Here is a 13,667-nt window from a genome sequence, read left to right on the forward strand (position 1 = left end):
CCTTCCATCTCGAATTTAATTAATTATAAATAAAGTAGAATTAATTAAATATAATACAAATAATGGCTTTAAATCAATGTTTCAAAAATACACTCGTCAATATTCGATATTATAAACTAAACCGAAATCGGCATGTAATCGGCACGAAAGTCACTCACCTATAAAAAAAAAAATTCGCAGACAAAATAAAATAGAAAAAGATTTATTAATAAAACCATTGATTTTGAATATACACCTTCTTAACTCAAAGAACAAACAGCTGCTAAAATTTCAAAAGTACATTAAGATTAATTTCTGGTCAAATGTAATCAAAAAAATTCATATGTCACAAGCTATTTTTAGACACAAAAAAAAGATTCCCAACCACTGGTGATGGTAGTTTTTGTAATTTCCAGGCTATTAGATGAAAATTATTTATTGTATGATTTCCATATTGAATGTATCTGTATCAAGTTTATTATATTCCTTGGATGAAACGGCAAGCATGACTAACGGCAGATCCCCTTCGTTTTTAAAAGCATGCACTACATAAGGTGTAACTTTTAAAATCAAATTATCACTTGATGAAATATTGATTTCTTCCAATGTTCCTGTATCAAGATTCTTCAGTGCAACCTTCGCCTTCCCACTAACAATCACAAAATACTCTAAAGTTTTTTTATGATAGTGGTTCCCTCTAACACTTCCCTTTTCAGAATACAGTAAGTACACCTCTTCAATTTGGATATCTTCCTCTAACTGACTTTTCATTATAATTTTTTTTAGACTTCCTCGCTTATCTTCAAAAGGTTGAATGGAAATTAATTCAAATCCTTTCTCCATTATAACAACTCCTTCCCACCCCATTACCGTCTTCTTTTATCTACCTGTTCTTATAAATTTTTCTTTATTTCTTGTATACCAATCAATAGTTCGTTTTATGCCATCATGGAGGCTTATTTTAGGTTCCCATTTTAAAACGTTTTTTATTTTAGTGGTATCAGGCTGTTGTCTCCAAACTTCATTTTCCCTATAAGTAAGTGCACCATAATTTGGTTCTTTATTTGGGCTCATTTCCTTGTAAATCATGTCAACATAGTGCTTTAGCTTATAAATAGTACCACTGCCGATATTAAATATTTCGTTTTTAATAGTTTCATTTTGGGCAGCCAAAATAAAACCTTCAATAATATTTTCTATATAACAATAATCCCGGTATTGTTCACACGGAGTTAAATTAACTTCTTTGCCATCTAAATTAGATAAAATAATATAAGGAAAAAATTTATGGCTTCCCTCTTTCTCTCCAAATACACCAAAAGGCCTTAGAGTTACAATATCTATGTTATTTTCTGAAGCGATTTGATGGGAAATAATGGAGGATGAGGCTTTAGTACTTCCGTAAATACTATCGGGCTTTAAATAAGAACTCTCTTTAATTATTTCCTTTTTGTCACCGTATTCCATACAAGTACCTACATTAATAAATTTCTTGCATCCTACATCTTTTAAAGAATTTAACATATTCATTGTCCCTATGATGTTGGTGTTAACTGCAGTTAAATAATCCTTTTGTCTAGAATCAACACCATATGCACCAACATGAAAAATATATTCTGGCTTAATCTGTTTTACGCAATTGTCTATTGAAACGGAATCTCTTAAATCAATCAGATGGATGTCAATATGCTTTTTTAATTCTTCAATTCTCCATAAATCGGATGATTCCCTAACTATAATGGATACATCGGCTTTTTCATTTACCATTTTTTGCACGACATGAGATCCAATGAATCCATTTGCTCCAGTAATTAAAACCTTTTGATTATAAAAATAATTAGTCTCTGCCATAAATTCCTCCATTGTTATTTTTCTGGATCAAGAGTTCTAGTGGGACTCTCCATGACTTTTAAACCTGTAAACTGATTCGGCCATTGGTCTAAATACTTTTGGTCTAACCATAGCTCTACTTCCACTTTGTTAAAACACCAATTAATACAATCCTTCTTCCATTTGTACAGGCATTCTAGTGCGATTTCATCTCTGTTAAATCCTATTAGTCCAGCATCATACACACCATAATTCTTTTCTTCTTCAGTAGTAACTGGCCTCGTGAAAATTAAAAGAGAGTTCCCACGCTTCAATTCATCAAATAAGTTATTAAAATCTGTATAAATGCTGTTATCAACATTGGTATAAACAAGAGAATTTACTTGATAATTATTTTTAAATATATATGAAATAAAGGAAGGTTTTAATGTCCGGATATATTCCTCAGGGCTTCGAGTATCTTTGATGCTTAATAACTCGTTGCCTTCAAGATTTTTTAAATTTATAAGAAGGACATGATCTAAACTCAATTTGTAAAAGAAGGAATAGGTGCTCTCATCTAGACAGCAAATCCATAGTTGAAAATTGGGTGTATTCATCTTAAGGGAGTTAAAAAGTGCTAAACCTTGTTCAAGAGATTCTTTCCCAATAATTGTACATAGGTTATTTTTTCCTTTATCAGCTGACAAATTTATTTCAAGGTTAAAATAATTTCTTATATGATTATCTTTTATACTCTTTTCTTGAACGAAGTTACTGTCCACTTCTTTTATTTTATTCATCATTGCTATTGAGGCATTTATATAGGGAATATAAATATGCTTAGTGACGTCATCTCTGCAGTTCATTACATAATTACAAATATCAAAGACATTGCCATCATAGTATTTAAACCCATAAAAATGGAAAAATATTATTTTTTCATTATTTATAAATATATCTTTGTCTTTTTTAATAACTGCACTTTCTATTAACCTGTAATTTATGATATAAGGAGTAAGATTGACACCTACATTCTCAATAATACCAATATTCTGAAATCTTACAGGCCAATCATTTGCATATACCTGGTCGCTCCAACGTCCTTTTTCCCATCTGTCAAAACACCATTCTATAAGCTTCTTTCTAAACCAATGAAGGCATACCATCGAATATTCATCTCTTTTAAAACCCATAAAACCGGTATTATAGATGCCGTTCGTATCGCCTAATATACTATGTTCGTTTAGCCATTTTTCGGCTGTTAACGTAACAGAGTATTCTCCCCATTCGGTAAAAATAGGTTCTGGATTCGAAAAAAAGAAGGTATCACCGTCCAGCCATACAATATGATCGATTTCTTCGAATTGTTTTAATAGATATATACATACCGACGCTTTAGAGGTCCAAATATATTCCTTGTCATTTCGAGAGCCTTTTACCGAAAGTAATTCTTTGTCTTCCTTTTCAATCTCTTCCAAACTTATTATAGATGCATGAGTTAGATTCATTTTCTCAAATAATTTTTTTGCTTCTTCATGAAGACATATCATAAAAAAATGAAAATCTTTATCATGTTGTTCAATTGAGTTGTATAATAATAAACCTTTATAGGCGTAATCCTTACTAAACGTTGAGCAATAATAATGTTTCAACTGTTCAAACTCCTTTCAAGTTTAAATTTTAGTCTGCAGCTTAGGTATCCCTTAAATTGTTAACTAATGGTAAATATAACGGTAATCGAAAACGTTCTTTTTCTTTATCGACTCTTCATTTTTAGTAAATTCATCCCAAGCTGTTAAAATTACAACATGATCAACCATTGAAAGCAGTGATGATAAGTTAGGAGAATATTGAATAGGAAAGCCATTTGCCTCTTTAAACTCTTCGTTTGCCATAGGATCATAGGCGATGATATTTGTGTATCCTTTTTGAAGTAAACCTTGAATTATAGCTTTTGCCGGTGTATCCCTAATGTCATTTGAATTTGGCTTAAATGCTAACCCGAGGATTCCTATATTTTCATTCTTTTCAACTTTTCTTTCTATATCAATGACAACAAATTCTTTAATGGCTTCATTTACTTTTAGGGTACTTGTTAATAGTTCTGGTGTGTAAGAATTCTTTAAGGACTGACTAACTAAAGCCATCGTATCTTTAGGAAGGCAGTAGCCGCCAAATCCACAACCCGGGAATACATAAGATGACATATTAGCTGGTGCGCCACTCCACCTTCTATCAAGATGTAAGACCTGAAAGGCTCTTTTTATATCAATATTTCCGATAGACCTAGCGATTAGTGACTGTTCATTTGCGAAACTGATAAGAGTAGCCAGCATCGTGTTAGATAAATACTTAATAAATTCAGCAGTATTTAAAGAAACCTGGTAAATCGGGGCATTAAAAATTTGGTATATCGTTTCGAGTATCCGTCCACTTTTATCATCCTCCTGGCCAACAACAATACGATCTGGATTCATAAAATCGTCCCAAGCATATCCTTCTCTTAAAAATTCAGGATTATTGGTTAGGCCAATTTCAACTCCAACCTTAAAACCTAAATTTTCCAGATATGGTTTAATCTTTTCACTTGTTGTGGATGGAGGAATAGTCGATTTGATCACTAATACTTTAAACTCAGGCTTTTTTATATAGCCTGCTACATTTTTAATTGCTTCGAAGATATATCCCAAATCCGCACTACCATCTTTTTTGCTCGGGGTTCCCACACAAAGGAAGATAACTTCACTGTTGATTACAGCTTCCTGTAAATCATCTGTAATCGTAAAACCTTTATTAAAGTGCTTATTTAATTTTTCATTAAGATTAGGTTCATAAAAGGGAATCTTACCATTTCTTAATTGCTCCTTCTTCTTTTGATCAATATCAAAACCGTAAACACGATACCCTTTCTCGCTAAATCCTAAAGCCGTGGTCAATCCAACAAATCCAAGGCCAATTACAGTAATCAATGAATTTCACCCTCTTCCTTCAAAAAGGTTAGAAAGCGATCGATACCTTCAACAATTGATATTGCTGGGGAATAGTTTAAAAATTTTCTTGCCTTTGAAATATCAGGACATCTTCTTAATGGATTATGTGTTAGATAGCTCTTTTCTTCCGATTCTTTAAATTCTATAGACTGATTAAAACCAAAAATTGCTGAGCCTGCATCCTTATAAATCTGGGCTAATTCTTTTATTGAAATTTCAGGTGTATCTATTCCTATATTAAAGTAGTCAAATGGTTCATATAGTAGCGCCTTTAAATAACCAGTGATTGCATCTGTAACATAACAAAATGTTCGAGTTGGTTTTCCGTCGGAGTGCATAATCAGTTTTTTATTCTCAATAATAGCTTTTGCAAAGTCAGCAGGCACCCTTTTATCATTAAGTCTCATTCCGGGACCATAATTATTAAATGGTCTGACAATTGAAATGGGCATACCAAATTTTTCGGCGTATAAGTAACATAGCGTCTCTCCGAATCGTTTTGCCTCATCATAGCATGCGCGTGGTCCTATCATTGCCACATTTCCTCTATACTCCTCGGAAGTCGGAATGTAACTCGGAAATGGATCACCATAAACTTCACTGCTGGAGAAAAACAAGAACCCTTTAATGCTTTTATCCTTATAAAAGTCTAACAAAGCTCTTAGTCCAAATACATTAGCATCTAAGGTTTCAAGAGGATATTTTCTATAAAAGGTTGGCGAGGCAATCGAAGCCATGTGGATAATAAAATCAACATCGTTAATTTTATTAGTATCAAATAATGAAAACTGAGTAATATCAAAAATGTATAATTCAATCTTTGGATTTAATTTCCTTAAATCTGTAATCCATTTGGGTTTTCCTAGTTTAAAATTGTCAATTCCAATAATCTTTTTAATACCAAGTTGCGCTGAATAATTAGATAAAAATGACATGAAATAGTAGCCTAAGAATCCGGCACAACCCGTTATGAGGATTGATGAATCCTTAAGTTTTTCTATTTCTGTCTGATCAAGATTATTAAATATATATTGAAGATCTGACTGATAGATATTGTGTTTTTCATATAAATCCAAGTTATCTACCTCCACATTCACTCTTTTTAATAAAACGATTGCACCAATTACAGAGGCATACACTAAAAACTGTTGTTCTTAATTATTTTTATCCCATATTTTCCATGGAGCTTTATTGGACTCCCACATTTCTTGTAAATATGTCTTATCCCGCAAAGTATCCATTGGATACCAAAAACTATTATGTTTATATGCCATTAATTGACCATCTTTAGCCAGGTTTTCTAAGGGCTCCTTTTCAAATATGGTTTGTTCACCGTTGTTCAGGTAATTAAATACTTCTGGCTGCAATACAAAAAAGCCAGCATTTATCCAACTGCCTTTTTCTGGTATTTTCTCTTGAAACTTCTCTACGTTCTGATCATTGGACAAGGATAAAACTCCAAACCTGCCTTGAGGCTGTGTAGTTGTTAATGTAGCCAGCTTCCCATGTAAGTGATGGAATTCTACTAATTCCTTAATATTTACATCACCTACTCCGTCACCGTAGGTCAACATAAAAGATTCATTACCAACATAATCCTGCACTTTCTTAATTCGGCCACCAGTCATTGTATTTAAGCCAGTGTCAACCAAGGTAACCCTCCAAGGTTCAACCGAATTCTGGTGAATAATAAATTCATTTCCCTTCTTAAAATCAAATGTTAAATCAGAATTATATAGGTAATAATTTAAAAAATACTCCTTGATTACATGGCTCTTATACCCTAAACAGATAATAAAGTCGTTATAACCATAACTAGAGTAAAGCTTCATGATATGCCATAAAATGGGTTTGTCACCAATCTCTATCATAGGTTTCGGCTTTAAATGGGTTTCTTCACTTATTCTTGTGCCAAACCCTCCAGCTAAAATTAAGACCTTCACATTTTTCTCTCCTATCCTGACATTCTGCTTCTTGAATAAACATCTATTAGTTGCTATGTCAATTTCTTAATAACATATTCTTTATTTTCAAAATTGTTTAGGCGTATACAACATTCAAAAACGCATTTTAGAAAGGAAAGTTAAAATGAGACTTACTTGAAACGGGAAAAAGTATTTAAGAAGTACATGAGAGGTTTAGGGTAAACTGACAAACAATGTTAGTGTAGTCAAAGTTATAGACAAAATTGATCAAAGCGCTTTTTTAAATCATGAATAATTTCAACGGGCTGTTTATTTGTTGTGTCATAGAGATATTTTTTGTTTGGCAAAAAGTTTTCAAGTTTGTTTTTTAAATATAAAGATCCTTTTATTAAATAATCATCCCCCCTTTGATTTAATCGACTAATAATCATATCATCATCTGCCCGTAATACCACATAATGAATTTTTACATTTAAATCCGATAAGTGCTTATATAACCACTCTAACTCACTTTCAACAACATAATCGATAATTACATTAATGTTATTTTCAAGAAAGTTCTTTGTTAATGAGAGAATATTTTTCCATATAATAGCTAACATTTCTTCCCACGGAGGTAGTTTTTTTCCTCCGAACATTAATTTGATTAAGTCACCTTCTATTACTGCAGCATTTTCTAACTCCTGGGCAAGTGCCTTTGTAACTGTCGATTTACCTACACCATATGGACCTGAAATAATATATATGGAGCTATTGTTTCTATTATTCATATTAAGTTTCCTTTCCAGAACCTAGTTAATAGGGAATTAAGGATTTCTATAAAGATTATGCGTATACATATCTTCTTGTGCTATGCTATGTAGACAAATTCAAGTTTTGTATAAAAAAAGACCCCCAACCAAATTGGTTGAGAGCCCTTAAAACGCCTCAAATGTTTGTTCAACAACATTTGTAGAGTTTTAACCAATTGAACCTTCCATCTCGAATTTAATCAGACGGTTCATTTCAACTGCATATTCCATTGGTAATTCTTTTGTAAATGGCTCAATGAAGCCCATTACGATCATTTCTGTAGCTTCTTGCTCAGAAATACCACGGCTCATTAAGTAGAATAATTGCTCTTCAGATACTTTTGAAACTTTCGCTTCGTGCTCAAGAGAAATATTGTCGTTTAAGATTTCGTTGTATGGAATTGTATCAGAAGTTGATGCATTATCCATAATTAACGTATCACACTCGATATTTGAACGTGATCCAGCTGCTTTACGACCGAAGTGTACGATACCACGGTACGTTACTTTACCACCATGTTTAGAAATAGATTTCGAAACAATTGTAGAAGAAGTATTTGGAGCTAAGTGAATCATTTTAGCACCAGCATCTTGGTGTTGTCCTTTACCAGCAATTGCAATAGAAAGCGTAAGGCCACGAGCACCTTCACCTTTTAAGATAACTGCAGGATACTTCATTGTTAATTTAGAACCGATGTTACCATCAATCCATTCCATAGTTGCATTTGCTTCACACACAGCACGCTTCGTAACTAAGTTGAACACGTTATTCGCCCAGTTTTGAATTGTAGTGTAACGGCAGTAAGCATCTTTTTTAATGATGATTTCAACTACTGCAGAGTGAAGTGAGTTTGTTGTATAGACAGGAGCTGTACAACCTTCAACGTAGTGTACATGTGCGCCCTCATCAGCAATAATTAGTGTACGCTCAAATTGACCCATATTTTCCGAATTAATACGGAAATAAGCTTGAAGTGGCGTATCTACTTTAACACCTTTTGGTACGTAGATGAATGATCCACCAGACCAAACAGCTGAGTTTAATGCAGAGAATTTGTTATCTGTAGGCGGAATTACTTTACCAAAATGCTCTTTGAAAATTTCTTCATGCTCACGTAACGCTGTATCTGTATCAGTAAATAAGATTCCAAGATCAGTTAAGTCTTGTTTCATGCTGTGGTAAACTACCTCAGACTCATACTGTGCAGATACTCCAGCTAAATACTTTTGTTCTGCTTCAGGAATACCTAATTTATCAAAAGTATTTTTGATTTCTTCAGGTACTTCATCCCAAGACTTTTCTGTTTTCTCTGATGGTTTTACATAGTAAGTAATTTCATCAAAGCGTAAATCAGACATGTCTCCACCCCATTGAGGCATTGGCATATCATAGAAATGTTGTAAAGATTTTAAACGGAAATCTAACATCCATTTTGGTTCATTTTTCATGCGTGAAATTTCTTCAACGATTTCCTTCGTTAAACCACGTTCTGAACGGAAAATCGATACGTCACGGTCATGAAAACCATATTTATAATCACTAATATCTGGCAAATTAGTAGACATTATTTTACTCCCTTCTAATAGAAGAGGAGGATTAAATACAGAAGATTATTCCTCTGATTTTAACCCCTTCTCCATCGCTTTCCATGCAAGTGTTGCACATTTAATTCGTGCTGGAAACTTTGAAACACCTTGAAGTGCTTCAATATCATCTAAATCGATTGATTCATCGTATTCTTTTCCAAGCATCATATCTGAAAATATATGAGCAAGCTGCAGGGCTTCCTCTATTTTTTTACCTTTAATTGCGTGAGTCATCATTGAAGCTGACGCCATTGAAATTGAGCATCCTTCACCGTCAAAACGAGCATCTGATACAATTCCATCATCAACCTTTAAACGAAGCTCAATGCGATCACCACAAGTAGGGTTATTCATGTTTATTGTTACATCGTTTTCTGATATTGCTCCTACCCCTTTGTTACGGGGGTTTTTATAATGGTCCATTATCACGCGACGATATAATGCATCTAGATCAATGTTTCGATTAATAGACATCGCTGAAATACTCCTTCGTTTTAACTAATCCTCTTACAAAAGCATCTACATCTTCTTTTGTATTATACAGATAAAAACTTGCACGAGCAGTAGCAGATACCTTTAACCATCTCATTAATGGCTGTGCACAATGATGGCCAGCTCGAACAGCAATTCCTTCAACATCTAATACAGTTGCAACATCATGTGGATGCACATCTTCCACATTAAATGTTACTAGCCCTGCACGATGCTTCGGCCCATAGATTGTTACACCTTTTACAGTAGATAACTGTTCAAGTGCATAATTCGCAATCTCATGTTCATGCTTTTCGATATTATCCATACCGATTTCAGTTAAGAAATCAATAGCAGCTCCTAAACCAACTGCACCAGCAATGATTGGAGTTCCACCTTCAAATTTCCATGGCAGTTCTTTCCAAGTAGAATCTTGTAAGTCAACGAAATCAATCATTTCCCCACCAAATTCAATAGGTTCCATGTTTTCAAGAAGCTGTTTTTTACCATAAAGTACACCAATACCTGTAGGAGCACACATTTTATGACCAGAAAATGCGTAAAAATCGCAATCTAGGTCTTGAACGTCGACCTTCATATGAGGAGTACTTTGTGCACCATCAACAAGCATGATTGCTCCATTTTGATGAGCAATTGCTGCAATCTCTTTAACAGGGTTAATTGAACCAAGTACATTTGAAACGTACATAATCGCAACTATTTTTGTATTTGAGTTAATTGTAGCTTTTGCTTGCTCTACGCTGATTGAACCATCTTCTTCTAATGGTATATATTTTAATGTTGCGCCAGTAGCTTTAGCAACCTGTTGCCAAGGTATAATGTTACTGTGATGTTCCATATAAGAAATCACAATTTCATCTCCAGCTTTTAAGTTCATTCTTCCGTAGCTAGCAGCAACTGTATTAATTGCAGTAGTTGTACCTCTAGTAAAAATAATCTCTTCAATTGATGATGCATTAATAAATTTACGAACTTTATCACGAGCTCCCTCGTATGCATCAGTAGCTTTTGTTCCTAGAGTGTGTACACCTCTATGAACGTTAGAATTATATTCTTTATAGTAGTTAGCAACAGCTTCTATTACTTGAACAGGTTTTTGTGAAGTTGCAGCACTATCCAGATATACTAAAGGATGTCCATTTACTTCTTGATTTAATATCGGAAAGGCTTCACGGATTGCTTTAACATCCATTACTTAACCTTCCTCTCGATAACATCAACAAGCATTTTTTTAACTTCTTCAATTGGTAATTCCGAAACTACAGGTGCTAAGAATCCGTGAATAACTAAGCGCTCTGCTTCTTTCTTCGGAATACCGCGACTCATTAAGTAGTACAGTTGAGTTGGATCTACTTTACCAACAGAAGCAGCGTGACCTGCCATAACATCGTTTTCATCAATTAATAGAATTGGGTTCGCATCTCCACGAGCTTTTTCGCTTAGCATTAATACACGTGAAGTTTGTTGTGCATTAGACTTAGAAGCGCCGTGTTCAATTTTCCCAATACCATTAAAGATTGAAGTAGCAGCATCTTTTGATACACCATGTTTTAAGATCCAACCTTCAGATCCTTTACCAAAGTGAATAATGCTTGTTGTAAAGTTTTGAGTTTGCTCACCACGGCCTACAGTAACCATTTTCATGTCACCGAAAGAACCGTCTCCAATTAGGTTTGTAACATTTTCGAAAACTGAGTTTCCATCGTTCATAAGGCCAAGTGCCCACTCGATTTTGCTATCGCGACCAGCGTGACCACGACGAACAACATAAGCAGTAACACCTTTAGCTAAAGTATCAACAGCACCATAACGAACTTTTGCATTGTCTAATGTAATTACTTCTGTAACAACGTTAACAACAGCCGCATCTAAATCAGCAGATGTAGAAACATAGTTTTCAACATAAGTAACTTCACTGTTTACATCTGCAACAACTAAAACGTGGTTATATGCAGGTACGTTTTCACCATCTACAACAAAAATTGATTGGATTGGTTTTTCTAATACAACATTTTTAGGGATGTATAAGAAAGCTCCACCATTTACTAATGCTGCATGTAAAGCGATTAATTTATTTTCATCGACTTTTACAGCCTCTGTCATAAAATATTTTTTCACAAGATCTTCGTGATCTTTAATCGCTGTGTGTAAATCTACGAATACTACACCTTTTTCTTTTGCTTCAGAAGAAAGAGAGTGATATACAGCAGAACCATTATATTGTACATAAACTGATTGATCAGTGTCTTCATTTATTAAAGATGTTACTGACTCTGGTAATTGATCTTTTGTAGGAACATTTCCAGCTGTAACATTAAATTCTTTTCCAAAGAAATCCCATTTAGAGATATTTGTTTTATCTGGCTTTGGAAGAGAAAGTGATTCAGCTTTTGCTAGTGCATTTAAACGGAACTCTGTGAAATATGCAGGTTCATTTAGCAGTGCAGAAAGCTGCTTAACTGTTTCTTGACTAAATGGAATTGTAGTACCAGTTGTCATGAGAATCCCTCCTATCCGATTAAGCTTCTTGCCCAACAGTCTCGTCTTCGATACCTAACTCTTGTTTAATCCAGTCATATCCTTCAACTTCTAAACGTGCAGCTAATTCAGGACCACCTGATTTTACAATACGACCTTGCATCATAACGTGAACGTAGTCAGGAGTAATGTAGTTTAATAAGCGTTGGTAGTGAGTGATGATTAAGCAACCAAACTCTTCTCCACGCATTTCGTTAACACCTTTAGAAACTACTTTTAACGCATCGATATCTAAACCTGAGTCAATTTCGTCAAGAATAGCAATTTTAGGTTGGATCATCATCATTTGAAGAATCTCATTACGTTTTTTCTCTCCACCTGAGAAACCTTCATTTAAGTAACGTTGAGCCATTTCTGGATCCATTTCTAAGAATTCCATGTTTTTATCTAATGTACGGATAAATTTCATTAATGAAATTTCATCGCCTTCTTCGCGACGTGCATTCACTGCAGAACGTAAGAAATCTGCGTTTGTTACACCGCTAATTTCACTTGGGTATTGCATAGCAAGGAAAAGACCAGCTTGAGCGCGCTCATCAACTTCCATTTCTAAAACATCGTTGCCATCAAGCTCGATGCTACCACCGATTACCTCATATTTAGGATGACCCATAATAGCAGAAGATAAAGTTGATTTACCTGTACCATTTGGTCCCATGATTGCGTGAATTTCTCCACCTTTTACTTCAAGGTTTACACCTTTTAAAATTTGCTTTCCTTCAATTGCTACTTGAAGGTCTTTTATTTTTAATGTAGAAGCTCCCATTTTACACCCTCCATAATATTACATAAAAATTCTATAAAATAGAAAATGGCTATTTTAAGTTCATTCTCATTTTATTCTCATTCTAATCTTAAAGCAATTAAAAAGTATTTTCAAGTTGTGCACTATTTTACCAAAAAAATTTTATTTCTTGTAACTTTTTTTCGCAAAAAAAGAATAAATAGAGATACTATATATATATAGGAAATAAAAAATCTAATATCACAACTAAAAAAGAGGGGAATTTAATGTCTAAAACAACTAAGCTTCCACCAGATCAACAAAAATTTGCGATTAATCAACTACAAACGTATTTTTTACAGGAAAGGGACGAAGAATTAAGTGAATTAAGTTCGGTGTTGCTTTTAGACTTTATATCACAAAAACTTGGACCGATGTTTTACAATAAGGGAGTTGAAGACTCACAAAGATTTATGTCCGAACGTGTGGAAGATCTTTATGCTTTATTATTAAAAGAGCAGATTGAAGATTAAGTTGTTTTAGTAAACTTCTTTGCTTTTAGTTTTTAACGACCTTAGCACACACTTTTTTATCGTACATACTTAATTTTAGATTATTCAATATTTATATAGTTGTTCAACTTATTCTTATATTGTCAAAACAAATAAATGTTTTCATACAGACTCTACCATTATTTACGAAAAGGTTTAATTTCATTAATCAAATTTATTAAATAAATAAGAAAAGAAAGAAAAGAACCTTTTTTATAATGAAGGTTCTTTTCTTAACGCTGTTGAAAAACAAACTTGTTAATTAATTATCAAATTTT

General features: G+C 33.6%; 13 protein-coding genes. 1 reads left to right on the forward strand and 12 read right to left on the reverse strand.

Annotated features, from left to right (window positions below; all coding sequences use genetic code 11):
• Positions 1–414 precede the first annotated feature (414 nt).
• The 12 genes from CN514_RS02330 to sufC all read right to left on the reverse strand — a co-directional run bounded on the left by CN514_RS02330 (position 415) and on the right by sufC (position 12,880).
• Positions 415–822, reverse strand: coding sequence for a polysaccharide biosynthesis C-terminal domain-containing protein (locus CN514_RS02330; RefSeq protein ID WP_176525766.1), 408 nt, complete (start codon positions 820–822; stop codon positions 415–417).
• A 36-nt stretch (positions 823–858) separates the two neighbouring features.
• Complete coding sequence (locus CN514_RS02335; protein WP_286141509.1) at positions 859–1,830, reverse strand: NAD-dependent epimerase/dehydratase family protein; 972 nt, start codon at positions 1,828–1,830, stop codon at positions 859–861.
• Between the two features lie 14 nt (positions 1,831–1,844).
• Entirely contained in the window at positions 1,845–3,443 is a 1,599-nt protein-coding gene (locus tag CN514_RS02340; protein ID WP_098231212.1) for a glycosyltransferase, read from the reverse strand.
• 63 nt (positions 3,444–3,506) lie between these two features.
• Positions 3,507–4,760, reverse strand: a complete 1,254-nt coding sequence (locus CN514_RS02345) for a UDP-glucose dehydrogenase family protein (protein WP_098231213.1) — start codon at positions 4,758–4,760, stop codon at positions 3,507–3,509.
• The gene (locus CN514_RS02350; protein WP_286141510.1) at positions 4,757–5,857 is read right to left on the reverse strand and encodes an NAD-dependent epimerase/dehydratase family protein; all 1,101 of its coding nucleotides are present in this window, start codon (positions 5,855–5,857) and stop codon (positions 4,757–4,759) included. The genes CN514_RS02345 and CN514_RS02350 overlap by 4 nt, the downstream gene beginning before the upstream one ends.
• Before the next feature lie 78 nt (positions 5,858–5,935).
• Positions 5,936–6,724, reverse strand: a complete 789-nt coding sequence (gene rfbF, locus CN514_RS02355) for a glucose-1-phosphate cytidylyltransferase (RefSeq protein ID WP_098231214.1) — start codon at positions 6,722–6,724, stop codon at positions 5,936–5,938.
• Between the two features lie 233 nt (positions 6,725–6,957).
• Positions 6,958–7,476, reverse strand: coding sequence for a P-loop nucleotide/nucleoside kinase family protein (locus CN514_RS02360; RefSeq protein WP_098231215.1), 519 nt, complete (start codon positions 7,474–7,476; stop codon positions 6,958–6,960).
• Between the two features lie 189 nt (positions 7,477–7,665).
• Positions 7,666–9,063, reverse strand: a complete 1,398-nt coding sequence (gene sufB / locus CN514_RS02365) for a Fe-S cluster assembly protein SufB (protein ID WP_098231216.1) — start codon at positions 9,061–9,063, stop codon at positions 7,666–7,668.
• Positions 9,064–9,108: 45 nt separating this feature from the next.
• Positions 9,109–9,558 (reverse strand): Fe-S cluster assembly sulfur transfer protein SufU, encoded by a 450-nt coding sequence (sufU, locus tag CN514_RS02370; protein WP_098231217.1) that lies wholly within the window; start codon positions 9,556–9,558, stop codon positions 9,109–9,111.
• The gene (locus CN514_RS02375) at positions 9,548–10,768 is read right to left on the reverse strand and encodes a cysteine desulfurase (protein WP_098231218.1); all 1,221 of its coding nucleotides are present in this window, start codon (positions 10,766–10,768) and stop codon (positions 9,548–9,550) included. The genes sufU and CN514_RS02375 overlap by 11 nt, the downstream gene beginning before the upstream one ends.
• Positions 10,768–12,075, reverse strand: coding sequence for a Fe-S cluster assembly protein SufD (gene sufD, locus CN514_RS02380; RefSeq protein WP_098231219.1), 1,308 nt, complete (start codon positions 12,073–12,075; stop codon positions 10,768–10,770). The genes CN514_RS02375 and sufD overlap by 1 nt, the downstream gene beginning before the upstream one ends.
• A gap of 19 nt (positions 12,076–12,094) precedes the next feature.
• Positions 12,095–12,880 carry a Fe-S cluster assembly ATPase SufC gene (sufC, locus tag CN514_RS02385; protein ID WP_098231220.1) on the reverse strand — a complete coding sequence of 262 codons (786 nt, stop codon included), beginning with the start codon at positions 12,878–12,880 and terminating at the stop codon, positions 12,095–12,097.
• A gap of 245 nt (positions 12,881–13,125) precedes the next feature.
• On the opposite strand from sufC, the gene CN514_RS02390 reads away from it, so the two are divergent.
• On the forward strand, positions 13,126–13,371 hold the full coding sequence (locus tag CN514_RS02390) for a DUF2164 family protein (RefSeq protein WP_098231221.1): 246 nt from the start codon (positions 13,126–13,128) through the stop codon (positions 13,369–13,371).
• The last annotated feature ends 296 nt before the right edge of the window (positions 13,372–13,667 follow it).

The sequence above is a fragment of the Bacillus sp. AFS001701 genome (assembly GCF_002559405.1).
In the GTDB taxonomy this organism is placed as follows: Bacteria; Bacillota; Bacilli; order Bacillales; family Bacillaceae_G; genus Gottfriedia.

Coding starts and splice junctions, on each gene's coding strand:
- sufU (WP_098231217.1), bottom strand. CDS start 9,558: ATGTCTATTAATCGAAACATTGATCTAGATGCATTATATCGTCGCGTG.
- CN514_RS02330 (WP_176525766.1), bottom strand. CDS start 822: ATGGAGAAAGGATTTGAATTAATTTCCATTCAACCTTTTGAAGATAAG.
- CN514_RS02390 (WP_098231221.1), top strand. CDS start 13,126: ATGTCTAAAACAACTAAGCTTCCACCAGATCAACAAAAATTTGCGATT.
- CN514_RS02375 (WP_098231218.1), bottom strand. CDS start 10,768: ATGGATGTTAAAGCAATCCGTGAAGCCTTTCCGATATTAAATCAAGAA.
- CN514_RS02360 (WP_098231215.1), bottom strand. CDS start 7,476: ATGAATAATAGAAACAATAGCTCCATATATATTATTTCAGGTCCATAT.
- sufB (WP_098231216.1), bottom strand. CDS start 9,063: ATGTCTACTAATTTGCCAGATATTAGTGATTATAAATATGGTTTTCAT.
- sufC (WP_098231220.1), bottom strand. CDS start 12,880: ATGGGAGCTTCTACATTAAAAATAAAAGACCTTCAAGTAGCAATTGAA.
- CN514_RS02335 (WP_286141509.1), bottom strand. CDS start 1,830: ATGGCAGAGACTAATTATTTTTATAATCAAAAGGTTTTAATTACTGGA.
- sufD (WP_098231219.1), bottom strand. CDS start 12,075: ATGACAACTGGTACTACAATTCCATTTAGTCAAGAAACAGTTAAGCAG.